The 26,948-nt window shown below is 73.1% G+C and carries 29 protein-coding genes; 15 read left to right on the top strand and 14 right to left on the bottom strand.

Annotation, left to right across the window (positions count from 1 at the left end):
• Positions 1-2 precede the first annotated feature (2 nt).
• Positions 3-524 (bottom strand): DUF308 domain-containing protein, encoded by a 522-nt coding sequence (locus ACQP1P_RS22045; protein WP_433088954.1) that lies wholly within the window; start codon positions 522-524, stop codon positions 3-5.
• A 121-nt stretch (positions 525-645) separates the two neighbouring features.
• Between ACQP1P_RS22045 and ACQP1P_RS22040 the strand changes: the two genes are divergently transcribed.
• A complete protein-coding gene (locus ACQP1P_RS22040; protein ID WP_433088952.1) occupies positions 646-1,083 on the top strand; it encodes an ATP-binding protein in 438 nt (145 codons plus the stop codon).
• Positions 1,084-1,142: 59 nt separating this feature from the next.
• Here the strand turns inward: ACQP1P_RS22040 and ACQP1P_RS22035 are convergent, their stop codons facing one another.
• Positions 1,143-2,636, bottom strand: coding sequence for a DEAD/DEAH box helicase (locus ACQP1P_RS22035; protein ID WP_433088950.1), 1,494 nt, complete (start codon positions 2,634-2,636; stop codon positions 1,143-1,145).
• Positions 2,637-2,857: 221 nt separating this feature from the next.
• On the opposite strand from ACQP1P_RS22035, the gene ACQP1P_RS22030 reads away from it, so the two are divergent.
• On the top strand, positions 2,858-3,448 hold the full coding sequence (locus tag ACQP1P_RS22030) for an Rv0361 family membrane protein (RefSeq protein ID WP_433088948.1): 591 nt from the start codon (positions 2,858-2,860) through the stop codon (positions 3,446-3,448).
• A gap of 66 nt (positions 3,449-3,514) precedes the next feature.
• Here ACQP1P_RS22030 and ACQP1P_RS22025 read toward each other — a convergent pair whose 3' ends face one another.
• The 5 genes from ACQP1P_RS22025 to ACQP1P_RS22005 all read right to left on the bottom strand — a co-directional run bounded on the left by ACQP1P_RS22025 (position 3,515) and on the right by ACQP1P_RS22005 (position 8,526).
• Positions 3,515-4,783, bottom strand: coding sequence for a glycosyltransferase family protein (locus ACQP1P_RS22025; protein WP_433088946.1), 1,269 nt, complete (start codon positions 4,781-4,783; stop codon positions 3,515-3,517).
• The gene (locus ACQP1P_RS22020) at positions 4,770-6,347 is read right to left on the bottom strand and encodes an MAC/perforin domain-containing protein (protein WP_433088944.1); all 1,578 of its coding nucleotides are present in this window, start codon (positions 6,345-6,347) and stop codon (positions 4,770-4,772) included. Before ACQP1P_RS22020 ends, ACQP1P_RS22025 begins: the two co-directional genes overlap by 14 nt.
• A gap of 37 nt (positions 6,348-6,384) precedes the next feature.
• Positions 6,385-6,957 carry a hypothetical protein gene (locus tag ACQP1P_RS22015; protein ID WP_433088942.1) on the bottom strand — a complete coding sequence of 191 codons (573 nt, stop codon included), beginning with the start codon at positions 6,955-6,957 and terminating at the stop codon, positions 6,385-6,387.
• Positions 6,958-6,964: 7 nt separating this feature from the next.
• Entirely contained in the window at positions 6,965-7,438 is a 474-nt protein-coding gene (locus tag ACQP1P_RS22010; protein WP_433088940.1) for a papain-like cysteine protease family protein, read from the bottom strand.
• Positions 7,439-7,641: 203 nt separating this feature from the next.
• Positions 7,642-8,526 carry an SDR family oxidoreductase gene (locus tag ACQP1P_RS22005; protein WP_433088938.1) on the bottom strand — a complete coding sequence of 295 codons (885 nt, stop codon included), beginning with the start codon at positions 8,524-8,526 and terminating at the stop codon, positions 7,642-7,644.
• A 90-nt stretch (positions 8,527-8,616) separates the two neighbouring features.
• Here ACQP1P_RS22005 and ACQP1P_RS22000 point away from each other — a divergent pair, with 90 nt between their 5' ends.
• From ACQP1P_RS22000 to ACQP1P_RS21980, 5 genes are all read left to right on the top strand, one after another.
• On the top strand, positions 8,617-9,183 hold the full coding sequence (locus ACQP1P_RS22000; RefSeq protein ID WP_433088936.1) for a TetR/AcrR family transcriptional regulator: 567 nt from the start codon (positions 8,617-8,619) through the stop codon (positions 9,181-9,183).
• Between the two features lie 75 nt (positions 9,184-9,258).
• Positions 9,259-9,765, top strand: a complete 507-nt coding sequence (locus tag ACQP1P_RS21995) for a SigE family RNA polymerase sigma factor (protein ID WP_433088934.1) — start codon at positions 9,259-9,261, stop codon at positions 9,763-9,765.
• Positions 9,762-10,919, top strand: a complete 1,158-nt coding sequence (locus tag ACQP1P_RS21990) for a hypothetical protein (protein ID WP_433088932.1) — start codon at positions 9,762-9,764, stop codon at positions 10,917-10,919. The genes ACQP1P_RS21995 and ACQP1P_RS21990 overlap by 4 nt, the downstream gene beginning before the upstream one ends.
• 19 nt (positions 10,920-10,938) lie before the next feature.
• Positions 10,939-11,808: an alpha/beta fold hydrolase gene (locus ACQP1P_RS21985; protein ID WP_433088930.1), complete on the top strand. Its 870-nt coding sequence runs from the start codon at positions 10,939-10,941 to the stop codon at positions 11,806-11,808.
• A gap of 139 nt (positions 11,809-11,947) precedes the next feature.
• The gene (locus ACQP1P_RS21980; RefSeq protein ID WP_433088928.1) at positions 11,948-12,481 is read left to right on the top strand and encodes a fascin domain-containing protein; all 534 of its coding nucleotides are present in this window, start codon (positions 11,948-11,950) and stop codon (positions 12,479-12,481) included.
• Positions 12,482-12,502: 21 nt separating this feature from the next.
• On the opposite strand, the gene ACQP1P_RS21975 is transcribed toward ACQP1P_RS21980, so the two are convergent.
• A complete protein-coding gene (locus ACQP1P_RS21975; RefSeq protein ID WP_433088926.1) occupies positions 12,503-12,733 on the bottom strand; it encodes a hypothetical protein in 231 nt (76 codons plus the stop codon).
• A gap of 82 nt (positions 12,734-12,815) precedes the next feature.
• Here ACQP1P_RS21975 and ACQP1P_RS21970 point away from each other — a divergent pair, with 82 nt between their 5' ends.
• Complete coding sequence (locus ACQP1P_RS21970) at positions 12,816-13,775, top strand: GlxA family transcriptional regulator (RefSeq protein WP_433088924.1); 960 nt, start codon at positions 12,816-12,818, stop codon at positions 13,773-13,775.
• A gap of 32 nt (positions 13,776-13,807) precedes the next feature.
• On the opposite strand, the gene ACQP1P_RS21965 is transcribed toward ACQP1P_RS21970, so the two are convergent.
• The 4 genes from ACQP1P_RS21965 to ACQP1P_RS21950 form a co-directional block, all read right to left on the bottom strand.
• The gene (locus tag ACQP1P_RS21965) at positions 13,808-15,007 is read right to left on the bottom strand and encodes a PucR family transcriptional regulator (RefSeq protein WP_433088922.1); all 1,200 of its coding nucleotides are present in this window, start codon (positions 15,005-15,007) and stop codon (positions 13,808-13,810) included.
• A gap of 106 nt (positions 15,008-15,113) precedes the next feature.
• Positions 15,114-15,443, bottom strand: coding sequence for a TraR/DksA family transcriptional regulator (locus ACQP1P_RS21960; protein WP_433088920.1), 330 nt, complete (start codon positions 15,441-15,443; stop codon positions 15,114-15,116).
• Positions 15,444-15,532: 89 nt separating this feature from the next.
• A complete protein-coding gene (locus ACQP1P_RS21955; RefSeq protein ID WP_433088918.1) occupies positions 15,533-16,300 on the bottom strand; it encodes a rod shape-determining protein in 768 nt (255 codons plus the stop codon).
• A 425-nt stretch (positions 16,301-16,725) separates the two neighbouring features.
• Complete coding sequence (locus tag ACQP1P_RS21950; RefSeq protein WP_433088916.1) at positions 16,726-17,124, bottom strand: VOC family protein; 399 nt, start codon at positions 17,122-17,124, stop codon at positions 16,726-16,728.
• 85 nt (positions 17,125-17,209) lie between these two features.
• Here ACQP1P_RS21950 and ACQP1P_RS21945 point away from each other — a divergent pair, with 85 nt between their 5' ends.
• Both ACQP1P_RS21945 and ACQP1P_RS21940 read left to right on the top strand, forming a co-directional pair.
• The gene (locus ACQP1P_RS21945; RefSeq protein WP_433088914.1) at positions 17,210-18,274 is read left to right on the top strand and encodes a helix-turn-helix transcriptional regulator; all 1,065 of its coding nucleotides are present in this window, start codon (positions 17,210-17,212) and stop codon (positions 18,272-18,274) included.
• Between the two features lie 315 nt (positions 18,275-18,589).
• A complete protein-coding gene (locus ACQP1P_RS21940) occupies positions 18,590-20,197 on the top strand; it encodes a cellulase family glycosylhydrolase (RefSeq protein ID WP_433088912.1) in 1,608 nt (535 codons plus the stop codon).
• Between the two features lie 67 nt (positions 20,198-20,264).
• Here the strand turns inward: ACQP1P_RS21940 and ACQP1P_RS21935 are convergent, their stop codons facing one another.
• Entirely contained in the window at positions 20,265-20,708 is a 444-nt protein-coding gene (locus ACQP1P_RS21935) for a winged helix-turn-helix transcriptional regulator (protein ID WP_433088910.1), read from the bottom strand.
• A 125-nt stretch (positions 20,709-20,833) separates the two neighbouring features.
• On the opposite strand from ACQP1P_RS21935, the gene ACQP1P_RS21930 reads away from it, so the two are divergent.
• The gene (locus ACQP1P_RS21930) at positions 20,834-21,700 is read left to right on the top strand and encodes an aldo/keto reductase family oxidoreductase (protein ID WP_433088908.1); all 867 of its coding nucleotides are present in this window, start codon (positions 20,834-20,836) and stop codon (positions 21,698-21,700) included.
• Here ACQP1P_RS21930 and ACQP1P_RS21925 read toward each other — a convergent pair.
• The gene (locus tag ACQP1P_RS21925) at positions 21,697-22,302 is read right to left on the bottom strand and encodes a TetR/AcrR family transcriptional regulator (RefSeq protein WP_433088906.1); all 606 of its coding nucleotides are present in this window, start codon (positions 22,300-22,302) and stop codon (positions 21,697-21,699) included. The genes ACQP1P_RS21930 and ACQP1P_RS21925 overlap by 4 nt on opposite strands.
• A 114-nt stretch (positions 22,303-22,416) precedes the next feature.
• Between ACQP1P_RS21925 and ACQP1P_RS21920 the strand changes: the two genes are divergently transcribed.
• The 4 genes from ACQP1P_RS21920 to ACQP1P_RS21905 all read left to right on the top strand — a co-directional run bounded on the left by ACQP1P_RS21920 (position 22,417) and on the right by ACQP1P_RS21905 (position 26,887).
• Entirely contained in the window at positions 22,417-23,349 is a 933-nt protein-coding gene (locus ACQP1P_RS21920) for a ketopantoate reductase family protein (protein ID WP_433088904.1), read from the top strand.
• Positions 23,350-23,569: 220 nt separating this feature from the next.
• Positions 23,570-23,800, top strand: a complete 231-nt coding sequence (locus ACQP1P_RS21915) for a hypothetical protein (RefSeq protein ID WP_433088902.1) — start codon at positions 23,570-23,572, stop codon at positions 23,798-23,800.
• A gap of 193 nt (positions 23,801-23,993) precedes the next feature.
• Entirely contained in the window at positions 23,994-24,437 is a 444-nt protein-coding gene (locus tag ACQP1P_RS21910; RefSeq protein ID WP_433088900.1) for a pyridoxamine 5'-phosphate oxidase family protein, read from the top strand.
• A 356-nt stretch (positions 24,438-24,793) separates the two neighbouring features.
• Entirely contained in the window at positions 24,794-26,887 is a 2,094-nt protein-coding gene (locus tag ACQP1P_RS21905; protein ID WP_433088898.1) for a ThuA domain-containing protein, read from the top strand.
• The last annotated feature ends 61 nt before the right edge of the window (positions 26,888-26,948 follow it).

Raw genomic sequence — 26,948 nt, 5'->3', positions numbered from 1 at the left:
CGCTAGGCACGACGGCGGGCCTGGACCGCGATCGTGATCTCGGCCGCGCCGAGGGCGACGGCGCTGATGCCGGTCAGCAGCACCAGCACGCGCAGCGACAGGCCGGGCCACGTGACGAACGCGAGCCCGAGCAGGATCGCCACCCCGCCGAGCCCGCACAGCCACGCCCGCGTCCGGCCCGTCGCGGCCACGCCGAGCAGCACCGCGCCGAAGCCGATGATCAGCCACGCCAGCCCGATCAGCGCCGACACCGTCAGCACCCCGGCGCGGGCCGAGCCCAGCGACGCGATCGCGAGCACCACGAGCAGCACGCCGAAGAACCCGTCGACGACCCGCTGGACCCCGGCCCGCTGCGACGGCCCCGCGGCCCGCAGCGCCCCGGCGATGCGCAGCAGCCCGATCAGCAGCAGCCACAGGCCGGCCAGGATGCCGAGCAGCCGCAGCGTCGCGTGGGGCCAGGCGAGCACCGCGGCCCCGAACGCCACCGTGGCCGCGCCGACCGCGACCAGCCACCAGTACTTCACACGTCCACGCTCGGCGACCCGGCACCGCGGCCCCTCGCCCGGCCGGAGTGAACACCCGGGTGAGCCAAGCGCGTGGCGGATCGAAGGGTAGAACCACGGCCGCGCTGGGTATTGCGGCCTGGTGACGACCTTGAGTGTTTCCCCGCCACCGCCGGTGACGACGGAGCTGCGCCGGTGGGTCATCGCCGATGTGGCCGAGCTGCACGGGCTGCGCGAGGCGCTGCTGGACACGCTGACGACCCGGCACCTCATCACGGAGCCCGCGCTCGACGACCGCGCCGACCGCGTGCTGCTCGTCGCGTCGGAGCTCGCGACGAACGCGCTCGTGCACGGCCTGCCGCCGAGCGTCGTACGCCTCCTGCTCGCCGGCGACTGCTTCGTGCTCGACATCGCCGACCACGACATGCAGGCGTTCCCGCAGCTGCGTGACGTCGAGCCGCTGGACTCGGGCGGCCGCGGCCTGCACCTGGCCAGCCAGCTGTCGCTGGACGTCGGCTGGTACGCCACCGAGGACGCCAAGCACATCTGGGCCTCGTTCCCGGCGGTCACGGCCGGCTGACCGGCGCTTCACTCACCGCCGAACCGCACCCGGCCCAGGCCGGGCCCAGGCCGGGCCCGTCAGCGCCCGCCGCGCCGCCCGCCGACCCGGGACCGTGCGGAGAACGCCGCGGCGCTCGAGGGCGCGGCGGCCGCCGTGGCGCGGGCGGCGCCGCCGCGACCCGTCGCCGCCGCCTTCGGGGCGGACTCGCGGGTCGTGGCGCGAGCCTTGTTGCCGGTTTTGTTGCCGGTCTTGGTGCCGGTCACGGTGCCGGCCTTCGTGCGGCGCGGGCCGCGGCGCGGACGTGACTCCGGCGCCGTGGGCGTCTCGGCCGGCGGGGGCGGTGGCGGCGCGAAGGTCCGCTCGCCCGGGGCCAGCCTGACCAGGTGCGGATCGCCCGGGCGCAGGCGCACCGTCGCGGCGGAGATGCCGGCCTTGCGCGTCAGCTCCCGCACCTCGTCGACCTGGTTGTCGGTCATGAGGGTCACGACGGTGCCCTGGGCGCCGGCGCGGGCGGTGCGCCCGGAGCGGTGCAGGTAGGCCTTGTGCTCCACCGGCGGGTCGGCGTGGATGACCAGCTTGACGTCGTCGACGTGGATGCCGCGGGCCGCGATGTCGGTCGCGACCAGGGTCGACACGGTGCCGTCGGAGAACGCGGTCAGGTTGCGGTTGCGCGTCGGCTGGCCGAGATCGCCGTGCAGCTCGACGGCGCCCACCCCGGCGGCGACGAGCCGGCGGGTCAGCACCTTCGCGCCGCGCTTGGTGCGGGTGAACACGACGGTGCGGCCGGGCGCCGCGGCGAGGTCGGCCAGGACCTCGAACCGTTCGTCGGCGCGCACGTGCAGCACGTGGTGTTCCATGGCGGTGACCGGGGACAGCGCCGAGTCGGCGGAGTGGGTGACCGGGTCGGTCATGTACCGCCGCACGAGCACGTCGACGCCGGCGTCCAGGGTGGCCGAGAACAGCAGGCGCTGGGCGCGCGGCGGGGTCAGGTCGAGCAGGCGCCGCACCTCGGGCAGGAACCCGAGATCGGCCATGTGGTCGGCCTCGTCGAGCACGGTGATCTCCACCGCGTCGAGGCGCGCGTGGCCGGCGCGCACGTGGTCGGCGAGCCGCCCGGGGCAGGCCACGACGATGTCGACGCCGGCGCGCAGGCCCGCGATCTGCGGGTTCGGCTTCACGCCGCCGAAGACGGTCAGCGTGCGCAGGCCCATCGCCTCGGCCAGCGGGGCCATCGCCGCCTGGATCTGGGTGACGAGCTCCCGGGTGGGCGCGAGGATGAGGGCGCGGGGCCGGCCGGGCTGCGGCCGGGAGCGCTGGGCGGCCAGCCGGGTCAGCAGCGGCAGGACGAACGCGTAGGTCTTGCCCGACCCGGTCCGGCCGCGGCCGAGCACGTTGCGCCCGGCCAGGGAGTCCGGCAGCGTGGCCGCCTGGATCGGCGTCGGCCGGGTGATCCCGGCGTCGGCGAGGATGCCGCTGAGGGTGGCCGGCACGCCGAGTTCTGCGAACGTCGTGGCTGTGGGCGCTGTGGGCGCTGTGGGGGCTTGCTTGTGCTTCGGGCGGCGGGCCGCCATACAGTCTCCGAACGTGAAGGGTGGCCGGGACACTGCACCGGCGGAAGTGCCTGGGGACCAGATGCCTGCCAGGCAACACCTGGAAGGGTAGCACGTCGCTCGGCCGGGGGTCGGCCCGCCCCGCGCGGGACGCGGGCGGTCGCCGCGCCGGGCCCGGCCGGTCGATCGACCCCGGTCATCGGGGCGATGGCCGCGGTGGGTTCGCTGTATACGATGTGCCGGTGACGCACCCGGGGGGACCGACCGAACCGCAGCCGCCGTACGGGCAGCAGCCCTACCAGCAGCCCTATCAGCAGCAGCCGTATCAGCACGAGCCCTACCAGCAGCAGCCGTACCAGCTGCCGGTGCCCTGGGCGACGCAGCCGCCGCCCCCGGCGACGCAGCAGCGCGGCGGCAAGGTCGCGCTCATCGGCATCGGCGGCCTCCTCGCGGTCATCGTGCTCGTGGTCGGCGGCTACCTCGTCTTCCAGAAGCTCTTCGTCGACACCCCGACCGAGGTCGTCCAGGCCTACATCGACGAGGCCCGCAAGGACCACCCGAACCGCGACAAGATCGCCGGCATGCTGTGCCGGAGCGAGTCGGACAAGCTGCGGCGGCAGACCGACACCGGCGCATCGGGCACCGCGCCGACGCAGAACCGCATCGTCGACTGGCACGTGACCGGCGAAACCGTCAGCGGGGACACCGCGGTCGTCTACACCAGCTACACGATCAGGTCGGCCGGCAGCAGCGGCCGCACGACGGACGGGCAGCTCGTCCTGGATCTCGTCAAGGAGAACCAGGCCTGGAAGATCTGCGACTTCCAGGCGTAGCCGACGGCCGCGGCGTCCGGCCGCGATGCCGGGTCGCGCCGCCCGACGGGCGCGGCACGGCCCGGCTCACGGACGAAGCATGGTCGTGACGGCTCGGTGGCCCTGCGCGCCGTCGTCGTGATCCCGCCCGGGCGGCAGGCCGGTGACCTCGCCCAGGAGCGCGTCCCAGCGGGCGCCGATGGCCGGCCACCGGTACTCGTCGCCGGTGACCCACCGCCGGCCGGCCTCGGCGAGGCGGCGGCGTTCGGCCGGGTGGTGGTAGAGCAGGTCCAGCGCGCCGGCCACGTCGTCCGGGTCGACGGCGTGGCGCAGCATGCCCAGGGCCCGGTCCTCGTAGGTGTACACCGGATCGAGCTGCAGTGCGGTGCCCGCCCAGAGCTCGGCGCAGGCGCTGTGCCGGGGCACGACCTGCGCCGCGCCGGCCGCCGCGTGTTCGGCGCCGACCAGGCCCCAGCCCTCGCCGGCGGCGGTGTTGAGCCCGACGTCGCAGGCGTTGTAGAGCAGGTTCAGCCGGTCGTCCGGCAGCGCGGGATGGCGGGGGTCCTCGCCCGGGGCCAGCAGCAGCCGCGGTCCGATGCCGCTCGCGTGGACCAGGTCGAGCACGCCGTCCGCCGCGGCGGTCGCGGTGGTGTGTAGGTACAGCCGCACCCCGGGCGGCTTGTCCCGGGCGAAGCGGGCGAAGCCCTCGATCGTGAGGTCCAGGCGTTTGCGGGGCTGGTGCTTGTTGGCGTTGAGCACCACGAACGCGTCGGCGGCGTCGGCGCCGAACAGCGCGGCCCGGGCGGCGGCCCGTTCCGGCCCGGCGAGCGGCCGGAACGCGGCGGCGTCGACGCCGTGCGGGATCACGGCGTCGACCCGCAGGCCGAGCCGGCGCAGCTGGTCGCGGCCGAAGCCGGTGTAGGCGACGAGCCGGTCACAGCCGGCCAGGCCCTCGGCGTACCGGTGGTCGGTCAGCTCGCCGTCGACCGGGCAGTACGCGACGGTGGCCGGGCGGTGCCCCTCGGCGGCCAGCCGGATCAGGTGGACGACGACGAACCACAGGTCGCCGACGATGAGCACGGCGTCCGGCCGCCGCCGCGCCACCAGCTCGGCCGCGCGTTCCAGCCCGTGCACGTCGCCGAGGCGCGGGTTGCCGTGCGCGGTCCACGGCGCGGCGACGGTGTCGGTGCGGTGGTTGACCGCCAGCTGCTCGACCCGGTACCGGCCGGGCAGGTGGGCGATGATGGCGTCGGTGACCCGGGCGAAGCCGGACGCGGCCGCGCCGTGCCCGACGACCAGGACCCGCGGCCGGGGCGCCCCGGCCGCGGTGCCCGGCGTCAGCTCACCGGTGCGCACCGGCCAGGACCGGTGCCGAGCGGCGGGGATGCGCGCCGCGGCCGTAGGCCGGCGCGATCGCGTGGGTCGGCTCGGCCGTGCCGACCCGGTACACGTCGGCGTCGACGGAGACCGGCGCGGCCGGCTGGCTGGACCACCCGTCCGGCGGGAACCACGGGCGCTGCCCGGTGTCGTTGCTCCCGGCCCGGCTGAAGCTCTCGATGCCGGTGCCGGGCCCGTTGCCGGGCACGCCGACCAGGGTGTAGTTGCAGTGCGCGATGTCGGCCGAGCCCCAGGTCGGGTCCTGCAGCCGCAGGTCCCGCACGCCGGCCCAGTCCTGCAGGCCCGGGCCGGCGCCCAGCTCGCGGAGGAACTCGTAGAAGTACTCGGTGGGGCAGTTCACGCCGAACATCGACCAGGTCGTGAACGCCATGATGTACTTGTCGTTGCGGTACGGGATGATGTCCATCAACGCCTCGTCGTAGCGCTTCACGTACTGCGTGAACGAGGTGTCGTCGCGCACCGAGTACGACTTGGCCCACGCCTTGCTCAGCGTCCCCCGGTCGATCGCGGCCAGCTGGAAGCCGTAGACGCGGTCGCCACCCCCGGGCGGCAGGAGCTGCCGGCCGTTGAACGACAGCAGGCAGGTGCCGGTCCTGGACTCGGCGTACAGGCGGCTGCGGATGTACGCGTCGCTGGCCTGCTGCACGGCGGCGGCCTTGGCGCCGGAGAACAGCTTGGCGACGGCGGCCAGCCGGAAGTCCACCACCGCGGGCTTCGCCGCGACACTGTTCTGCCAGCGCTTGTACTCGTCGTTGAAGCTGTCGTCGAACCCGGGCGCCAGGGCGTCGAGAATGGAGCTGTCGCCGCCGAGGGTGTAGAGCCGCACCTCGCGCCGGTTGGTCCAGTCCCGGCCGACCTGCTTCCAGTCGCTCTGCGCCTCCCCGCGGGCCTCGGTGAGCACCGCCTTGTACTCCAGCTTCAGCTTCGCCTTGATCTCGTCCTCGCTGTAGCCGTAGGCCTTGCTCACCGACGAGCTGTAGTAGATGCGGGACCCGACGGTGACGCCGGTGATGTAGTACAGGCCGTACTTGTCGAAGAACCGGAAGAACAGGTGGGCGTTGTCGTCCGCGAAGCTGTCCGGGACGGCCTGGTAGTCGGGGTCCTTGGTGACCCAGTCGGCCAGCGCCCGGACGGAGGAGTCCTTGAGGTCCAGCGACCAGATCCTCGCGTACGACTCCAGCAGCCCGTACTGGTAGTCGTCGTCGGAGGTGGTCAGGTGGTTGTACTGGGCGGTGAACTCGCCGCTGAAGAAGCCGTACCGGCCGCCGGTGGTCACCTTCGCCGTGAAGTGCTGCTCGAACTGCTGCCGGCTGGAGAACGCCGACACCTCGCCGTAGGAGGAGCCGGACGGGTCGAATGCGGCGTTGGCGGGCAGCAGGTAGGTGACGCCGCCGGACTGCCACTCGCGGCTGGCGTCGTACTGCACGTCGAACATCGGGGACATCCGCGAGGACGGGTCGTACTCGCCGAAGACGTTGAAGCCGAAGCCGAGCACCTCGGCGCCGGGAATGGGGATGGCCATGGCTGAACTCCCTGCGGGATCGGGGCGGCGATGTCGGTCAGCGCCGGCTCGGCGCCGTGCTGGCGAGGGCGCGGAGGAAGTCGGCGCCGGCGTGCAGCGTCCGCGGGCTCAGGCCGCGCACCGGCTCCGGACTGCGGGCCACCACGACCCGCGAGCCATCGGGGTAGGACAGCCACAGGGCCGTCACGTGCCAGGGCGGCGCCAGCAACAGCCGGACCTGGGCGCCGTCCGGCGCGTGCTCGCGCGCCCAGGCGACACAGTCGGCGACGTCCTTGGCGACGTCGGAGTAGCCGACGACGCCGACCTCGACCGGCGTCTCGGGCAGGACCCGCCCGTACGCGCGGGCGAAGGCGGCCGGCTCGCCGTCGAGCAGAATCTGGTAGTGCCACTGGCCAAGGTCCTGCGCGACCCGGGCCAGCGCGTCGTCGTCGGACGTCAGCTGGGCCGCGGCGTGCACGGCATCGGTGCCGAGCACCCAGCAGGGGTAGGCCTCGTCGAGCTCGGCCACGGCCTGGCGGCGCTCGTCCTCCAGGAGGGAGCCGAGCCAGGGACCGGCGGCCGCGGCCACCTCGGCCAGGATGTCCTCATCGGGTTGGGCGACTGCGAACACGGTTGCCTCACATGCCGTAGTTGGACTGCTGCCAGCTGCCGAACCCGTAGCCGTTGACCAGGTGTGAGTACAGCACCACCTGCGCGCCGTTGGCCGGGTCGTTGACGTACACGTACTGATTGCCCCGGTCGACGGCCCATCCCCGGACGATCACGGCGTGGGCGCCACCGGCGCCGTGCCAGTTGATGGTGGCCTCGATCGGCAGGTCCCGGCCGATCACCTGCTGGACGACCGGGAAGGTGAGGGCCCAGTTGACGAGGCCGGCGTTGACGTAGCCCTGGCCCAGGTAAAAGTTCCTCGACTGCAGCGCGGAACGCCCGACGTTGTAGTGCTGCGGGTACTGGCAGCAGTCGGTGGCGTTGAAGAAGCGGTTCGCCGCCTGGCACTGCTGCATCGGGTTGCCCCGATAGGCGGTGACCATGACCGCGCAGGCGGCCCAGCACCACATGGACTGTTCCTGGACGACACCCGGGATCGACATGATCTGCGCGGTCTCGGGTGCCTGGAGTTCGAGTCTGAGACGATGCTGCACACCTTGGCTCGGGGACATGCGGCCTCCCATACGAAGGGCAGGAGTGAGCCGAGCGCGTCCACGAGGTGCGGGGTGGCGGCGCTCGGCGTTCCCCAGCGTAGGAACCGCTCAACCGCGGCCGATCCGATTGCCGGAAACTGCAACCGAGCCGGTCAGCGGCGGAAGTAGGAGCCGGCGTCGAGGTCGGCGAGCAGGCCCGGGTGGGTCGGGGTCCAGCCGAGCAGCTCCCGCGTGTAGTCGCTGGACGCGTGGGAGTCGATGCCGAAGAACGCGCCGATCCAGCCGAAGTGCGCGGCCGCCTCCTCGGCCGGGATCGACTTGACCGGCAGGTCCAGGCCGCGGCCGATCGCCTCGGCGATCTCCCTCGTGGGCACGCCCGGCTCGGCGACGGCGTGCAGTACCGATGCGGCCGGCGCCTTGTCCAGGGCCAGGCGGACCAGCGCGGCGGCGTCGAGGCGGTGGACGGCCGGCCAGCTGCCGCCCTCGCCGATGTAGGCCGAGACGCCCCGCTCGCGGGCCACGCCCACCAGGACGGACACGAAGCCGTAGTCGCCGTCGCCGTGCACGGTCGGGGCGAAGCGGATCACGCCGGCGCGCACCCCGCGCTCGGCGAAGGCCAGGGCGGCCCGCGCGTTCGCCATGCGCGGGTGGCCGTTCGGGTCGGCGGAGTCGCGCTCGGTCGCGGGGTTGCCGGGCAGGCCGGCGACGCCGGAGGCGATGAGCAGCGGGCGGTCCGAGCCGGCCAGGGTCTCGCCGAGCGCGGTGATCGCGGCGCGGTCGGTCTGCACGGCGTCCGCCATGCGGGAGAAGTCGTGGTTGTAGCCGAGGTGGACGACCCCGTCGGAGTCGGCGGCGCCGGCGCGCAGGGCGTCGAGGTCGTCGAGCGTGCCCCGGCGCACCTCGGCGCCCAGGTTCGCGACGGTCGCGGCGGCCGCGTCGGAGCGGGCCAGGCCGACGACCTGGTGGCCGGCCCCGAGGAGCTCGGCGGTGACGGCGGAGCCGATCCAGCCGCTGGCGCCGGTGACGAAGATGCGCATGGCAGTCCCCTTACGAGACGATGTCACTTGATGACATCACCGACGCTAGCACAGTGATGTCATCATGTGACATGGCTTAGGATGTGTGACGTGGGACGCTGGGAGCCGGATGCGCGGGGCCGCCTCGGGGAGGCGGCGCTGCAGCTGTACGTCGAGCACGGTTTCGAGCAGACGACCGTCGCCGAGATCGCCGCCCGCGCCGGGGTCACCGCGCGCACCTTCTTCCGCCACTTCGCCGACAAGCGCGAGGTGCTCTTCGCCGGCTCCGAGCAGCTGCAGCGGGGTCTGGTGGAGGCGCTGGAGTCGGCCCCGGCCTCGGCGACGCCGCTCGAGGCGGTCGTGGCCGCCCTGGACACGGCGGCCGGGTTCCTCGGGCGCCGCCACGCCCACGCGCGGCGGCGGCACAGCGTGATCATGGCGAACCCGGAGCTGTACGAGCGGGAGCTGATCAAGATGGCGAACCTGGCGGCGGCCCTCGCGGACGGGCTGCGCCGCCGCGGGGTGCCCGAGCCCGACGCGACGCTGACCGCGGAGACGGGGATCGTCGTGGTGCGGGTCGCCTTCGGCACCTGGGTGAGCCGGCCCGAGCCGAGCGACCTCGCCGCGACCATGCGCGAGACCCTGGCCCGGATGGCGACGGTTACGTCCGGCACCTGACCCCGGCGGGTAAACCTTTCGCGGGCCGCCGGACTCGAAGGGGGTGGATCGGCCCAGGGAAGGGGACCCACCAACGTGCGCCCGGACAGGGAAGAAGCGTTTCTGCAATACGTCACGAGCCGCAAACAACGGCTCCACCGCGTCGCGTATCACCTGCTCGGCGACCGCGACCGGGCCGACGACGCGGTGCAGCACACGCTGACCGTGCTCTACCAGCGCTGGTCGCGCATGCACGAGGTCACCAACCTCGACGGGTACGTCCACACCATGGTCGTGCGCGAGTGCCTGCGGGACCGCAGGCGCTGGCTCGCGCGCGTGCACCTGCGGGCCGCGCCGCCCGACGTGCCGGTCGCGGCCGCCGACCCCGAGATCGAGCAGCGGATGCTCCTGCGGGCGGCGCTGCGGGAGCTGCCCGACCGGCAGCGGACCGTGCTCGTGCTGCGATTCCTGTGCGATCTTCCGGTACTCGAGGTCGCCGAGCTCCTCGGACTCGCCGAGGGCACCGTGAAGGCGCACACCGCCAGGGGCCTCGACGCCCTGCGCCGCCGCCTGGACACCGCGACGACGAGGAGCCTGGCATGAGCGAGAACCCGTTCACGATCCTGACCCGGGAGCCGGTCCCGGACAGCCGCGTCGACGAGCACGCCGTGATCGCGCGCGGCCGGGCGCGGGTGCGCCGCCGCCGGGCCCTGAGCGCGGCCGGGGCCGGCCTGGCCGTCGCGGTCGTCATCGGCGCCGTCGCCCTCGCCCAGCCGCGCCCGCAGCCCCGGCCCACCCCGGTGGGCCCTACGCCCTCGCCGTCGGTCTCCGCGTGCGGCGTGGAGCCGCTGCCCGCGCTCGGCCCGACGGCGTGGGTGGTGGTCGACGGCTCCGGGCGGTACATCGCCGCCAGCCAGGCCACGGGCGACATGCCGGTGGTCGTGTCCGGGCCGGGCGGGACGCGCACGTTCACCGCCGTGCCCAGGATCTTCGTCACCGGGGTCAACGGCAGCGGCACGGTGGTCGGCAACGTCGAGAACGACAGCGACGCCGACGGGTACGTCATCGACGGCGGTACCACCGTCGCGCTCGGCCGCCCCAAGGGCGCCCTGAACGTCAGGGCCCAGGCGGTGAACGACACCGGCGACGTGGTGGGCGACGCCCGCATGCCCGGCAACACCTTCCACGCCGTCGTGTGGCGGCACGGGCAGTGGAGCCGGCCGCAGCTGCTGCCGACGCCGGACGGCGAGCAGTCCTCCGCGTACGGCATCGCCGCCGACGGCCGCATCGTGGGCAGCGTGGGCGCCATGCCGCAGCCGTACCTGTGGTCGCCCGACGGCACCGCCCGGCCCCTGCCCCCGCCGACGGGCAAGCCCGGCGGGATGGCGGTCGACATCGTCGGGGACTGGGCGGCCGGCCCCGTCGACTACGTCGCCAACTCGGTGCCGCGCCCGAACGGACGGCGGTACTCGAGGGCGCCGCTGACCTGGGCGCGCTGGAACCTGCGCACGGGACAGGTCGTGCCGATCCAGGAGAACCCGCTGAGCACGGGCACGGCCGGCCTGCTCGCCGACGGCACCGTGGTGCTCCTCGACATCCACAGCGTCACCCTGTGGACGGAGACGGGCGCCACGCCCCTGCCGACGCCGGAGGGCTCCGGGCGCTGGGAGGTGACCGGCGCCTCGGAGCGGGGCACGCTGGTCGGCACCGTGGTCGACGGCGAGCGGCGCGCGGCGTTCCGGTGGGCCTGCCGCTGAGCCCCTCTACGATGGCGGGGTGCTCATCGAGTTGGCGGACGGGCGATCGTTGGAGATCGCCGTGGCCGGGCCGCGGGACGGACGCCCGCTCGTGCTGCACCTCGGGACGCCGTCGGGGCCGCACACGGTACCGTCGCTGACGGAGCCGGCCGCCGAGCGCGGTCTGCGCACGATCGTCTGCGGGCGGCCCGGATACGCGGGCTCCACGCCGCGGCCGGGCCGGCGGGTCGCCGACGCGGCCGGGGACGTGGCGCAGGTGCTGGACCGGCTCGGGCACGACGAGTTCGTCACCCTCGGCTGGTCCGGCGGCGGCCCGCACGCCCTCGCCTGCGCGGCGCTGCTGCCGGCCCGGTGCGCCGCCGCGGCCACCCTGGCCGGCGTCGCGCCGCACGACGCGACCGGCCTCGACTGGATGGCCGGCATGGGCCCGGGGAACATCGTCGAGTTCGGCGCGGCCATCGCCGGGCCCGAGACGCTCGAGGCGTTCCTCGGCCGCGAGGCGTCCGCCCTGGCGAGGGTGACCGGGTCCGAGGTCGCCACGGCGCTGGGCGACCTCGCCGCGCCGGTCGACGCCGCCGCCCTCACCGGCGAGCTGGCCGAGGCCGTCGCCGCCGCGTTTCGTTCGGCCGTCTCCAGCGGCACGGCCGGCTGGCGCGACGACGACCTCGCGTTCGTGCGCCCATGGGGCTTCGACCTCTTCGCCATCGCCACGCCGGTGCGGGTCTGGCAGGGCGGCCAGGATCGCATGGTGCCGCCGTCGCACGGCGCCTGGCTCGCCGCGCACATCCCCGGCGCGCGGGCCCGCCTCGACCCGGAGGCGGGCCACCTGTCGCTGCTGCACGACGCCGGGGCGATCCTCGACGACCTCCTCGAGGCCGCGCACTGGTGACGTGGCCGGGCTCAACCTGCGGGGCTGACGCGGCCCCGGCCGTCGCGGGTCTGCCGGGAACCGGACAGATCGCCGCGATGGCACGGCTTGGAACGCGTACCCCTCGAGGGCGCCACCACGGCGCCCACGAGGAGGACCGATGAGGATTCGCGGCACACTGCTCGGCGTGGCCGTCTCCGCCGCCGCGGCCGTGGCGGCGACGCTGGTCGCGCCGTCCGCCGCCCACGCGACGGACCCGTTCACCTGCTACATCCAGACCGCGGACCGACATTACGTCACCGCGGTCGGCGGCGGCGGCCGCATCACGGACACCATGCACACCAACGTGAGCGTCCCCGGCGCCTACGAACGGTTCACGAAGGTCCCGATGGGCGACCTGTACGGCCACTTCGCCCTGCGCACCTGGTCGGGCAACTACGTGACGGCGGTCAACGGCGGCGGGCTGAGCACCGTCAACGTCCCCGACGTGCTGCACACCGACGCGACCCGGATCGGCACCTGGGAGCAGTTCTCGACGCTCACCCTCGCCACCGGTGACGTCGGCATCCGCACCTACGACAACCACTTCCTGGCCGCGCTCAACGGCGGCAACCGCACCACGAAGGTGTTCGACTCCAACCGCACGAACCTGATCCTCCCGGACACCGCGTTCACCTTCACCTGCAACGTCTGAGTCACCGGCAGCGTCCGAGCCTCACCGGCTCGGACGCCCGCAGGCAGGCCCCGGCGACCCGGAGGAAGTTCGCTCCGGGTCGTCGTCGCGGGCCAGGGCCGCGGCGGCGCGGCCGGTCCGTATGCGTTCGACGTGGCCGCAGTAGCACTCGAGGTCGAGCAGGACGCCGGCGTCGGTGTTGCGCAGGCTGCGGACGCGGCGCTCGGACAGCAGCACGCGGGACCGGTGGGCGGGGCAGTCGATGACGAACATGGCCTCAGCGTGCGCCCGGACGCCGCTGGTCAACAGTGGCAGACCTGCACCGGATCGCAGGATTTCTGCCATCATGGGTGGCGTGGGTACCCCGTTCACGAGCGTCGCCTCGTATGTGGCCGACGGCACCGGTGCGCTCGGCATCGGCATCGTCAGCGAGATCTTCGGCTTCGACCGCCGGCATCGGGGCAGCCCCGGGTTCGACTTCGCCGTCTGCGCCGACCGGCCCGGACGGGTGCGGACCGACAGCGGGCTCCAGGTGGTGGTCGAGCACGGCCTGGACCGGCTCGCCCGCGCCGACCTCGTGCTCGTGACCTCGTGGGACGCGTTCGAGCTGGAGCCGGCCCCGGAGGCGCTGGCGGCGATCCGCACGGCGTACGAGCGGGGCGCGACCGTCGCCGGCTACTGCACCGGCTCCTACGTGCTCGCCGCGGCCGGGCTGCTGGACGGGCGGCGGGCCACCACGCACTGGCGGTGGGCCCCGGCCATGGCCGAGCGGTTCCCCGCCGTCACGGTGCTGCCGGAGGTGCTCTACGTCGACGAGGGCCGCATCGTCACCGGCGCGGGCGGCGCGGCCGGGGTCGACATGTGCCTGTACCTGCTGCGCCGCGAGTACGGCGCCGCGGTGGCCAACGAGATCGCCCGGGACATGGTCGTGCCGCCGCACCGCGACGGCGGGCAGGCGCAGTACGTGACGGCGCCGGTGCCGGTCGACTGCGACGACGAGCGGCTGGCCGGGGTGCTGGCGTGGGCCCGCGACAACCTCGACCGCCCGCTGACCGTGCGGACGCTGGCCGGCCGGGCGCTGATGAGCCAGCGCTCCTTCGCCCGCCGGTTCGCGGCCGCCACCGGCTCGACGCCGCACGCGTGGGTGCTCAGCCTGCGGCTGCACCGGGCGGAGGAGCTGCTGGAGACGGCCGACCTGTCGATCGAGGAGGTCGCCCGGCGCGTCGGCTTCGGCACCGCGGCGACGCTGCGCGAGCAGTTCGTCCGCCGGCGCGGGGTGCCGCCCCGCGACTACCGCAAGGCCTTCTCCGGCTGACGTCCGCCCCGCCCGGCCGTGCCGGGCGGTGGCTACGCGGTGCCCGGCAGCGCCTCGGCGGGCCAGTTGAGGACCTTCGCGCCGAGCACCGCGGCCTGCAGGGTGAACCGGTGGGCGGGATCGGTCGCGTCGTAGCCGGTCAGCGTCCTGATGCGGTCCAGGCGGTACGTCACCGTCCGCACGGACACCCGCAGCCGTCTCGCCGCCTCGGTGGCCACGGCGCCGGTGGCGAAGTAGGCGTCCAGCGTGTCCAGCAGCGGTGCCGCGCCGACGCGGGCCCGCGCCAGCGGGCTGAGCACGGCGACGACGAGGTCGACCATGGCCGGCTGGTCGCGCAGCAGCACCCGGTAGACCAGCAGGTCGTGAGCGGTGATGACGCTCTTGTCCGTGTGCAGGCGCCCGGCCATGGTCAGCGCCTCGCGGGCCTCCTCGTAGGAGCGGGCGATGCCGTACAGGCCGGGGTGCGGGCGGCCGACCGCGACCCGCCAGGGGCGGCCGTGCCGCAGCCGGTCGAGCTCGCCGTGCACCAGGCGGCCGAGATCGTCCTCCTGGCCGGCGGGCGCGGTCCGCCCGGCGGCGGCGGCCTCGGCCGGGGCGAGGACGACGAGCAGGCCCTCCTTGGTGGCGACGAGGACGTCCCGGTCGCCGAGCCGGTCGAAGATGACCGCCTCGAGGGCGCTGATCGCCGCGTCCGTGTCCGGCAGCCGCCGGACCGGCGCGGCCAGCGCGACCTGGTGCACCCGGGCGAGGTCGAGCCCGAACGGCTCGGCCCGCTGCACGAGGCTGCCGAGATCCGAGTCGCCGCGCAGCAGGTCGTCGACGAGCTCGCGGCGCAGCGTCTCCTCCCGGCGGACCAGGTCCCGGCGCGCGACCGCGTAGCCCTCGGCGAGGGTGGCGACCGCGTCGTCGACGACGTGCAGCACGGCCGCGGCGGCGGCGCGCACGAACTCGCTGTCGCGGGAGCGCGCCACCATGGGCAGGTGCTGCCACAGCCGCTGCGCCGCCGACAGGTACAGCTGCACCACGCGCCCGGCGGAGATGCCCTGCTCGGCGGCCTGCCGGCCGAGCCGGCCCACGGCGTCGAGCTCGGCGCGCCGGGGCCGGCGCCCGCTGACGGCCGCGTCGGCCAGCATCGGCAGGTAGTCGCCGAGCAGCTCGACCGGGACGCCGCCGGCGTCGGCGGAGGCGGCCGTGGCCACCTCGGCCAGCCAGGCCGGCTGGGGCTCGGTCACGGCGGACTGTCGCCGCCGGCTGCTGCCGGCCACTCCCCCGCTCACCTCCCCCGCCGGCGAGTGCCGCCTCGGTTGCCGGTCACCGGCAGTGTAGACCGGGGGCGGGTCAGCCGTTGCGGCGTTGCTGGCACGGCACGCAGTACCGGGCGTGGGGCAGGATCGCGAGCCGCTCGGCCGGGATCGTGGTGTCGCAGTGCTCGCACCGGCCGTAGCTGCCCTCGGCGATGCGCCGCAGCGCGCTGCTGATCCGCTCGATCTGCTGCCGGGCGGCGGCCGCCAGCGCCTCCTGGTTGAGCGCCTCGCCGGGGTCGCCGGTGTCCGCGGAGATCTCCGTCAGCTCCTCCAGGCGGGCCGTCTGGGCGGCGAGGTCGGCGGTCAGCGCCGCGCGGACCTCGGCGAGCCCGTCCCGTTCGGTGGCATCGATGTCAATGCTCATGTCTCGTCCTTTGCTCAAGAGTGTGCTGTCTCGGTGCCTCGGCGCCTCAGTGCCTCGGCGCCGGAGTGCGGCGGTCGCGCCCGGTCCGGTCAGGGCCGCAGGGCACCGCGGCGCATCGCGGCGAGCGCGGCGAGGCCCGCGCCCCGCACGGCCGTCAGCTGCGGCGCCGGGGGACGGCGCACCGCGATGCCGGCGGCTCCGGCGATGCGGGCGCCCAGCCCCGGGCGGGACGCGCCGCCGCCGACCAGCAGCAGGCCGGCGCGCACCGCCGCCGCGACGGTCTCGGGCCGGTGCCGCGACCGGCGCACCTGGCCGATGAGGTCGCTGACGGCGGCGACGATCGGCGCGTCGGGGTCCGTGCCGCCGGTGCGGTCGTGCAGCCCCACGTCGCGCCGGTGGGCCGCGACGGTCGCGCCGCGGGCGAGCACGGCGACCTCGGTCAGGTGCGCGCCCACGTCGGCGATCAGCAGCGGGCCGGGGGCGACGCCGGAGCCGATCGCGGCGGCGCGCACCGTGTCGATGAGCAGCAGCCGTTGCGGCGCGAAGACGGTCGTCATCACCTCGCGCAGGGCCGGCTCGGCGCGGGGGTCGCCGCCCACGGGGCGGCAGGCCACGACGACGGCACCGGGCGGGAACGCCCGGCGCGGATCGTTCAGCAGGCCCGACAGCAGCACCCGCATCGAGTCCGGGTTGGTGATGCGGCCGCGCACGACCGGGCCCGATCCTCGCGCGACGGGCACGGCCGGGTTGGTGACGTGCACGGTGCCGCAGCCCGATGCCCAGATCCGGGTGCCGGCGCTGCCGAGGTCGACACCCACGGCCGTGGGCTCGGCCGGACTTTCGAGTGTGGTGAACACGAGCGCTCCCTTCGGACACGCGAATGCGGTGGAGATTGCGGATGACGGCTGGGCCGGGACCGGGCAGCGACGGCTGGGCGGGGGCGGCGTCAGGCCCTGGAGGCGGCCGGCGGACGGTGGCCGCCCGGCTGTCGCGGCGGGGCGGCGACGGCCCGGCGGCATGCATTCACGCCAGTCGTCATCGTCACCACCCCCGTGCGCCGTACCAGAATGAATCTCCAGCATCGGTGCCCGGCCGCCGGAACGCACGGGCCGCGGTCGGCAACCTCACGGCGCCATGATTGCCGGCGACCGGCAACGTCACCGGCGTGCAGCAGCCGTCCCCGGGGCGTTGCGCAAGCGCCCGGGGACGGCTGGCTGCTGCGGCCGGAGTTCGCGGCGCCGGCCGCGGTCCGCACGACCCGGCTTCTCCGCCCGGCGACGGTCTAGTGCTGCTGCCGGGCGATCGCCTCGGCGCTGACCGGTGTGAAGAGGTTGACCAGCGTTCCGTCGGGGTCGCGGAACAGCAGCGACCGGTTGCCCCAGGGCATCGTGGTCGGGTCTTGCACGAACTCGCCGATCGTCTCGCGCAGCCGGACGAACTCGGCGTCGACATCGTCCACCCGGAACTCGACGATCGCCGTCCGGTTGGCGGCCGGCTCGGCCGAGCCTTCGCCGAAGAGCTTGACCGTTGCGGTGCCGCCGATCGCCAGCGTCGCGCCGGGCAGGACGATCTCGGCGAAGTCGGGTGTGTACCGGCGGGCGGTCCGGCCCGTGACCTGCTCGTAGAACTCGACGAGACGGTCGACCTGGTCGGTGATGATGCGGACCGACGCGAATTGCATGACGTTGCTCCTCCTCGGGTTGGCAACCAAGACGCTAGGCCCGATACCGGGCACGATCCGCCCGGTATTGAGGAAGAATCTGGCCATGACACGGCCGACCGCACGGGTGCTCGCCCTGCTCGAGATCCTGCAGGCCGGCGGCACGCACACCGTCTCCGGCCTGGCCGCCCGCCTCGGCGTCGACGAGCGCACCGTGCGCCGCTACGCCGAGCACCTGCTCGAGCTGCAAGTGCCGGTCGAATCGGTACGCGGCCGCCACGGCGGATACCGGCTGGCGCCCGGTTTCCGGATGCCACCGCTCATGCTGACCGACGAGGAGGCCCTGGCCGTCCTGCTCGGCCTGGTGGCGGGCCGCCGAGCCGGTCTGGTCCCGGCGTCGCGGGAGGCGGCCGCGACCGCAGCCGCCAAGGTGCGCCGGGTACTGCCCAAAGCGCTGGCCTCCCGGCTCGACGCGCTACTCGCGACCACTGACTTCACCGCACCGGAGCGTGCGGCGCCGACGCCGGAGACCTCGGTCATGCTGCGGCTGGCCGAGGCGACGCGGCAGCACCGGCCCGCGGTCATCGGCTACACCGACCGCACCGGACGCCGCAGCGAGCGCACCGTGCATCCCTACGGGCTCGTGACGCACTCAGGGCGCTGGTACGTGACCGGCACCGACGCCGCGTCCGGAGGACTGCGAACCTTCCGGCTCGACCGCATCGCCGAGGTCCGGATCGCGCACGGCACCTTCGCGGTGCCCGAGGGCTTCCAGGCCGCCGACGTGGTCCTGGCGAGCCTGGCCGGCACGCCGTGGCGGCATCAGGTCGCCGTCGCCGTGCGGGGCAGCACCGACGACGTACGGGCGCGCCTGCCGCACGGAATCGCCGCCGTCGAGCCCGACGCCGACGACGGCCCGGACTGGGTTCTCGTCCGGCTGCGGGCGGAGCGGCTCGACTGGATTCCCGGCGTGCTGGCCGGGCTCGGGCTGCCTTTCGTCGTGCGGGAGCCGGCGCACCTGCGCGACATGGTGCGGGCGTGGGCGGAGCGCATCGCCGGCTGTGCGGCCGCGACGTCTGCGCCGGAGGCGATCGCCGCGTGGGACCGAGATGATCCGGCGCACGCCGCCGATCGTGAGCGCGAGGTCGGGGACTTCCCTCACCCCGCGTGACCAGAGTCCGGCGTCGTCCGGCGGGGCGCACTGCCGATGATCGAGCACGGTGGCGTGCGGCGTGCGGTGCCGGTCGAGGGCGTGCCGGTCAGCGGTCGCGGCGAGTCGCGATCATCGGCAATGCCCGAAAGATGCAGAGCCGGTTTGCGCCCGTCGCCGGCAAACCGCCTGCTCCGCGGCCTGCACCGGCCAGCCGAACATGTTCGTCGAAGCGCGTCGATTGACACCCGCCACGCCCGTGGCAACACTCCTCGCCAGGTTCGGACCGGAGACGCCGCCACGTCCGGCGCTCGAGACCGTACGAGAGGAAACCCCATGAGTTCGACAGTCAGGAGGGCCGGGCTCGCGGTCTTTGCCGCCACCCTGGCCCTCGCCGGAGCCGTGTACGGCGTGACGAAGTCGCCCGCGGCCAACGCCGCGGTGCAGCTGACCGCTCCCCAGCTGGTCGCCGACATGGGCGCCGGGTGGAACCTCGGCAACCAACTGGAGGCCAGCGCCAACGGCATGCCCAGCGAGACGGCCTGGGGCAACCCGGTGATCACCCAGGCCCTCATCGACCGGGTGAAGGCATCGGGCTTCAAGACGATCCGCATCCCGATCTCGTACCTGGGCAAGATCGGGGCCGCCCCGAACTACACCGTCGACTCGGCCTGGCTGACCCGGATCCAGGAGGTCGTCAACTACGCGTACAACTCCGGCCTGTACGTGCTGATCAACATGCACGGCGACGGCTACAAGAGCGTGACCGGCTCCTGGCTGATCTGCGACGCATCGGACCAGACCACGATCAAGGCCAAGTACCAGAAGGTCTGGCAACAGGTCGCGACGAAGTTCGCGAGCTACAACGATCACCTGATCTTCGAGTCGATGAACGAGGAGTTCGACGGGCAGTACGGCAACCCCACCCAGCCGTGCTACTCGAACATCGTCGCCTACAACCAGATCTTCGTCGACACCGTCCGGCGGACCGGCGGCACCAACGCCTCGCGATGGCTGCTCGTCCCGGGCTGGAACACCAACATCGAGTACACGACGGGCAGCTACGGCTTCTCCCTGCCCACCGACACCTACCGGTCGTCCTCCATCCCCAGCGGTGAGCAGCGACTCATGATCTCCGTGCACTACTACGACCCGTGGGATTTCACGGGCCAGGAGGACGGCAACATCACGCAGTGGGGTGCGGCCGCGACCAACCCGGCCAAGAAGTCGACCTGGGGCCAGGAAGACTACATGGACTCCACGCTGAAGAAGATGTACGACACCTTCGTCACCAAGGGCTATCCGTTCTTCGTCGGCGAGTACGGCTCGATCGACAAGACCTCGGCCGACCCGGCGAACAACACCTACCGCGCGAACTTCGCCAAGGCACTGGTCGCCACCGCGAAGAAGTACGGCGGGGCGAGCGCCTACTGGGACAACGGCTACAACGGCCAGTACGGGTTCGGCCTGTTCAACCGCAGTTCCAACACCGTGACCCAGCAGGGCATCATCAGCGCCATCATGACCGCCGTCGGCGGCACGTCCCCCAGCACCCCGCCGGTCACGCCGTCCCCGTCCAAGACGCCCGGCACGCCGTCGCCCACGCCGTCGGCGAGCAGCCCGGGCGGCACTGGCGCCTGCCGGGTCGTCAACGCGGTCAACGCGTGGAACACCGGCCTGACCAACAGCATCACCATCACCAACACCGGCAGCACCGCTGTCAACGGCTGGAACCTGGTCTTCACCCTGCCCGCCGGGCAGACCATCACCGGCGGCTGGAGCGCCACCTACTCCCCGGCCAGCGGCACGGTGACCGCGACCAATGCCAGCTACAACGGCAGTCTCGCGCCGGGCGGCTCCGCCACCATCGGCTACCAGGCCACCCACACCGGCAACGCCGGTGCCCCCACCGGCTTCAAGCTCAACGGCTCCACCTGCAGCTGAACCCCCTGATCGGGCCGGACGGTGCATCGTCCGGCCCGATCGGGCCGGAGCGTCGTGCCCGCCGGGTTCAGGGGACCTGACCGTCGTACGCCGCGCGGTGGGCGAGCACGTCGTCCATGTGCGTCTCGGCCCAGGACTTCAGGCCGCGCATCATCTGGTGCAGGGAGAGGCCGAGGTCGGTCAGCTCGTAGGTGACCGTGACGGGTACGGTCGGCGTCACGGTGCGGGTGATCAGGCCGTCGCGTTCGAGGGAGCGCAGCGTCTGCGTCAGCATCTTCTGGCTGACGCCGGCCAGCAGGCGTGACAGCTCCGAGTACCGCATCGGCCGGGGTTCACCGGCGCAGTCAGCGCCGAACTGATGCGAGCCGTCGCTGCGCAGCGCGGCCAGCACCAACGTGACCCACTTGTCCGCGATCTGGTCGAGCAGCTTGCGACTGGGACATTGCGCCAGGAAAGCGTCGTACTCCACCTTGGCCTGCGCCCTCTTGTGCGCCGCCGTCCTCGTGGCCATCCAGCCGCTCCTTCCATCGCCGGGTGCGTTACGAACCTGGAGGTGCCTACTTCCCGATAGAAAGTTACCCCCTGATAGTGGAGCAGGAATCCACTCAGCGCGACACGAAAGACAGGGGTACGAGCATGACCTCCACCTCCCTTCCCGGCGGCACCTGGACCCTGGGCGACCTGACCGTCACCCGGTTCGGCTACGGCGCCATGCAGCTCGCCGGCCCCTGGGCGATGGGACCGCCGGCCGACCGCGACGGCGCGCTCGCCGTCCTGCGCGAGGCCGTCGAGCTCGGCATCACCCACATCGACACCGCCGACGCCTACGGGCCGCACGTCACCAACCAGCTGATCCGGGAGGCGCTGCACCCGTACCCTGAGGCGCTGCACATCGTGACCAAGGTCGGCGCGACCCGCGACCAGCACGGCGGCTGGCCCCCGGCCCGTGACCCCGAAAGCCTCCGCCGGTCGGTGCGCGAGAACCTCGAGAACCTCGGCCTCGACGTGCTCGACCTGGTCAACCTGCGGCTGGGCGATGCCGAGGGACCCCGGCCCGGTCCGGTCGCCGAGGCGCTCGAGACGCTCGTCGAACTCCAGGAGCAGGGCCTGATCCGGCACCTCGGACTGAGCAACGCGACGCCGGAACAGGTCGCCGAGGCGCAGACGATCGCGTCGATCGTGTGCGTGCAGAACCTGTACAACCTCGCGCACCGCCGCGACGACGAGCTGATCGACACGCTCGCCGGCCAGGGCGTCGCCTACGTGCCGTTCTTCCCGCTCGGCGGCTTCACCCCGCTGCAGTCCTCGGCGCTCTCGGCCGTAGCCGCCCGGCTGGAGGCGACACCGATGGCCGTCGCCCTGGCCTGGCTGCTGCGGCGCTCGCCGAACATCCTGCTGATTCCCGGTACCTCGTCCACGACACACCTGCGCGAGAACATCGCGGGCGCGGGCCTCGCCCTCTCCGACGACGACCACGCCGAGCTGAACGACATCGGCCGCTAGCCGCCCTGCTCGCGCTTGCGCCGGCGGTCGCCCGACGGCGGCCGGCGCATCCCGTCCACCACGAGGGTGATGACGTCGTCGGCCTCGGCGCGCCAACCGGGGCGGTCATGGGCCGCGCCGATCCCGTGCAGCGCCATCATCACGGCACCGGCGCCCACGTCGTCGCGGACGGCGCCGTCCCGCACGGCGGCGGCCACCAGATCGCTGACAGCCTGCTCCAGCGCCCGGCTGCCCTCGGTGAGGGCACCCGAGCGACCGGCCATGAGCGTGGCCAGCGTCCGGGCCAGGCCCTTGTGGGCATCCATGTGGTCGACCATGCCGCGCAGGAAGGTCGCCAAAGCCTCCGCCGCGGGCAGCGTGGCCTGCAGCCGGCGGGCGCGGTCGCACAGCGCGGCGACTTCACCGTGGTAGACCGCCTCGGCCAGCGCCTCCCTGGTGGGAAAGTGGCGGTACAGCGTGCCGGTGCCAACCCCGGCCAGGCGCGCGAAGTCGTCGAAGCGCAGGTCGAAGAAGTCGCCGGCGTCGAAGACCTCCCGGGCCGTGGCGAGCAGCGCCTCACGGTTGCGGCGGACGTCGGCCCGCAGCGGCTTCTCGGCGGTCATGCGCTCCCTCGCGTTGACAAATGGAGATGACCTCCATATTTTCGAAGTGGAGATAACCTCCGAATCGATCCTACCCCGAGGCGTGACGTGAAGATCCTGATGTTCGGCCGAGGCGTGATCGCCACCGTCTACGGCTGGGTCCTGCAGCAGGCGGGGCATGACGTGGAGTTCTACGTCCGGCCGGGCCGCGCGGCGACGTACGCGGACGCGGTGGACCTCGACCTGTTCGATACGCGGCGCCGGCTGTGGGGCCAGCGCGTCGTCGAGCGGTGGCCGGTGCGCTACCGCGAGACGCTGAAGCCGGACCACGACTTCGACCTGATCGTGCTGAGCGTGCCGCACCACCGCCTCCCGGAGGCGACGGCCTTCCTGGCTCCGCGTGTCGGCCCAGCCACGGTGCTGGTTTTCGGCAACATCTGGACCGAGCCGCTGGCCGCGATCGGCGCACTCCCTGTCGAGCAGGTCGCCTGGGGCTTCCCCCAGGCCGGTGGCGGTTTCGGCGCGGACGGCGTCCTGCGTGCCGGCCTGCTGCCGTCGGTCATCTTCGGCACCCTCGGCCAGCCTCCGACCGACCGGGAGCGGGCCGTGCGCCAGGCGTTTCGCGAGGCCGGGCTCCGGCTCAAGGAGCGGCCCGACTTCCGCGGCTGGCTGTGGGTCCATTTCGCGTCGGATGCCGGCCTGTTCTCGCAGGGCCTGCGGGTGGGGTCCCTGTCCAAGCTGGCCGGGGCACCGCGGGAATTTCGCGAGGCGCTGCTGGCCGGCCGCGAGCTGCTGCCGCTGCTCGAGGCGCGCGGCGTTGACCTGCGGCGTCACCGGGGCGGTGTGCTGCTGTTCCGGGCGCCCACCTGGCTGATGGCCCCGGTGCTCGCCTGGCTGACCGCCCATGTCGCGCCGCTGCGCGTGAATTTCGAGGCGCACTCCGACCCCGACGCCGAGGAGCCGCGCGAGGTCTGCCGAGACACGCTCGCGGAGGCACGACGGCTGGGCGTTGCGGTACCGCGGCTGGAGGCGGCGGAACCGAGCTTTGCCCGCGCGGGGAAGCACTGAGTGAGCGGAAGGCCGGCGAACCCGGTCACGCCGTGCGCCGGGCGCCCGCACCCTGCGGTGCGCCGCATTGCCGATGTGCGCGCCGATCGTGGGCTGGGACTGCTTGATCAGGTTCACGCTCATCCGGCTGTTGATGCCGCCGACCGGGCACTGCTTGACGTCGGCTGTGAGGCTCGGATTCGTGTCGACGTCTCCGGCTGCCGGTCGATACCCTCGCCGGGTGATGCGGTACAGCTACGTTGGACCGCCCGAGCTGCGCAACCACGTGGTGAGGGTGGACACCGTAGCTGTTGATACGGCTGCCACCCTCGCGCGCTGGCTCGCTGGGCGCAACCGCGGTGAACGCGTCGAGCCGTTCACCTTCGGACTGACCAGTTCGCGCTCGGTCACGTCTGCGCGCCTGCCGCTGTGGGAGCGCGGCGATCGGACCGCGCTCGTCACTGACACCTGAACGCCGCGGACAAGCCAGTGGGCTTCCCGGCGTGCGCACCTGTGACGGCATGGGCCGCCACACACGGTCGCCGGAAGGCCCGTCCCGCGCGCCCAGGTGAGAAGTGCGGATCCCCGAAAATGTGGGTACCGCGGCCCGGACACGCAGGTGCGGTACGAAGGGCTGGGCAGCGGTGGGCATCATCACGGAGGACATGCGGAAGATCATCGACAGCGCGAGGCTCGCGTTCGTGGCGACGGTCTGCGAGGACGGCTTCCCGAACCTCTCGCCGAAAGGCTCCCTGCGCGTCTACGACGATGACCATCTGGTGTTCATGAACATGGCCTCGCCCACGACGGTGGCGAACCTGCGGCGCGACCCGCGGCTCGAGGTGAACGTGGTCGACTTCCTGCTGCGGCGTGGCTACCGCTTCAGGGGAAGCGCCGAGCTGCGCGGCGAGGGCGACCCCGTGTACGCATCGTCCCGCCAGTGGGTCCTGGACACCCACGGCCCCGACTATCCGTGCCACGAGGCAGTACTGATCCGGGTCGACCGGGCGCTGCCGGTGGACTCGCCCGCCTACACGTTCGGGCACTGGAACGAGGACGACCTGAAACGGGCGTGGTCCGACAACTACGGCCTGCCGCACGCGCGGTAGGGCGCCGGCGACGTAGCCCTGCTGCCGCGGCGACGCCGGAATCGACAGCCCGACCTGGCGCGACTGTGCAGAAAGCCACCTGGCATTTCGCCGCACAGCGATAACTTTTGCTCGAATGAGTGAAAGTTATCAAGGAATACTAATTACTTTTGTTCTGGGCTACGATTCTGCCGACCGTGCGTTCAAGGTCATCGTTCTCCAGCCCCCACACCCCCCCGGGACGCTTCGAAGCCGCGGCGCGACCGGCGAGCCGGCAACACCCTGACCCCCGTCCGACAGGGGGTCTGCCGCTCGCCCCGCGCGCTCGCTCGTCGAGGCCCGCTTCCGCGTCCCCACACGGAACTGGAAGGAAGTGCATGTCCAGCCAACCTCCGACCGCCCACGAGGCCGGCGGCCCTGGCCGTCGTCTGGTCCGCTGCCTGGTCGCCGTCGCCCTGCCGGTCGCGTCCGTCTCAGCCGGGTCGCTCGTGCTCGCCTCCTCGGCATGGGCGGCGCCGGCCAGCGCGCCGGCCACGCTCACGCCGGCTGTCGCAACCGGCACCAACAACTGGTACCGAGGACCGGTCACGCTGAACCTGTCCGCGACCGACGGGGTCGGCGGCGTACAGCGCCTGGAATACCGCCTCGGCAACACGGCGCCCTTCCAGACCGCGGTGGCCGCCGGCGCCCCCTACCCCGCCGCGCTGGCCAGGTCGGTGCAGATCACGCAGCAAGGCTCCACGACCGTCGGGTACCGCGCCGTCAGCGGTGACAACTCGGTCGAGACGACCCGCACCATCACCGTCCGGATCGACACCGTCGCCCCGGTCGTCAGCTGGCCCGGCATCGTCGCCGGGAAGGTCGGCCACACCGCCACCCTGATCCCGACCAGGACGGATCCCGCTCCCGGCTCCGGCGGCGTGTTCATCCAGAAGATGTGGATCGACCAGACCGAGACGACCCCGCTGCCGGTGAACACCTCGACCCTGTCGACGGGCGCCCACACGATCAGCGTGGTGGCCAGCGACGCGGCCGGCAACGCGGCGCGGTTCGACCAGACGTTCGTGGTCACCACGTCGTTCGGCGAGCTCGGCACCCTCATCGACGGCTTCGCGAGCAGCGGCGCGATCGATGCCGGCCTCGCGGCCGACCTGCACGCCAAGCTGACCGAGGCGGCGAGCCTCGCCGGGGCGGGCAACGCCAACCAGGCGAAGCGGGCCCTCAACCAGTTCGTCGCCACCGCCCAGGGCGGGTCGAAGCCCGGCCAGGTCCGGGACACGCTCGTCGGCGATGCCCGGTACCTGCAGCAGCAGATCGCCGGCACGCTGCCGGACGATCCGGAGACCGGCATGATCGTCACGCCCGTCGCGGGGCCCGACCCGATCGCGCCCGTCGTTCCGCTCGCGGCGTCGACCAACTTCCCCGGGGCCAAGTTCCGGATCCTGTACTTCTCGGCCACCAAGGGCTTCCGGCACGACCACATCCCGGACACCGCACTGCTCGTCCAGCAATGGGGTCAGCAGCACGGATTCGACGTCGACATCTGGGACCCGCGGCTCGCCCCGGCGTCGCTGGCGAGCACGCCGTTCACCTCGGGTGCCGACCTCGCGAAGTACAAGACCATCGTCTTCTCCTCGCCGGTCGACGGGACCAACGCGAACAGCCCGGCGAGCGCGGACGCGCTCAACGCCGCCGAGCTGGCCGCGTTCCAGGAGTACATCCGGGCCGGTGGCGGCTACGTCGCGCTGCACGGCGCGTCCGACGCGATCCACAACGTTCCCTGGTACCGCGACCTGGTCGGCGCGTGGTTCACCAACCACCCGGGCGGGCAGAACGGCGAAGGCACCTGTGGCAGCTGCATCAACGTGCGGGTCAACACCGAGGACAGCACGAACCCGGCCACCGCGCACCTGCCGAAGACCTGGCTGACCATCGACGAGCTGTACAACTTCGACCACAACCCGCGCGCCGAGGTCCACACGCTGCTGAGCCTCGACGAGGAGTCCTACCGGCGCAGCCTCAACAGCGGCAACGCCGCGACCAACCCGCTGCCGCTCATGGGCGGCGACCACCCGATCGCGTGGTGCCAGGAGTACGACGGCGGCCGCGCGTTCTCGCTCATCCTCGGCCACGACCGGGCGCAGTACAGCCGCGACCCGTTCACCCAGATCCTGCTGGCGGGCATCAACTGGACGGCCGGGCAGAGCGACGCCAACTGCTCGACCTTCCGGCAGACCCGTACGTTCATCGCCTCCGGCGCCCTGACGCCCGAGTCCGCCACGGCCGCCGCCGCGCTGCTCGACGAGGCCCAGGCGGCCTACCTGCGGCAGGACTACAACGCCGCCGGCACGTCGCTCAACAAGCTCACGGCGATCGCCGGCTCGCCCGCCGCGGGCACCGGCGAGGCGCGCGGCGAGCTCGACCGCCAGGTCCGCCAGCTGCGTAGCTGGATGTCGTCCCTGAAGAACTGACCCGTGCCGCCGCCGGCCCACCACGTGGGCCGGCGGCGGACCACCAGGTCGGAGGCGTGCC

It is taken from the genome of Dactylosporangium sp. CA-052675 (assembly GCF_050947935.1).
In the GTDB taxonomy this organism is placed as follows: domain Bacteria; phylum Actinomycetota; class Actinomycetes; order Mycobacteriales; family Micromonosporaceae; genus Dactylosporangium.
Note: the sequence above shows the minus strand (reverse complement) of the source record. Positions and strands in the feature narration are given on the sequence as shown.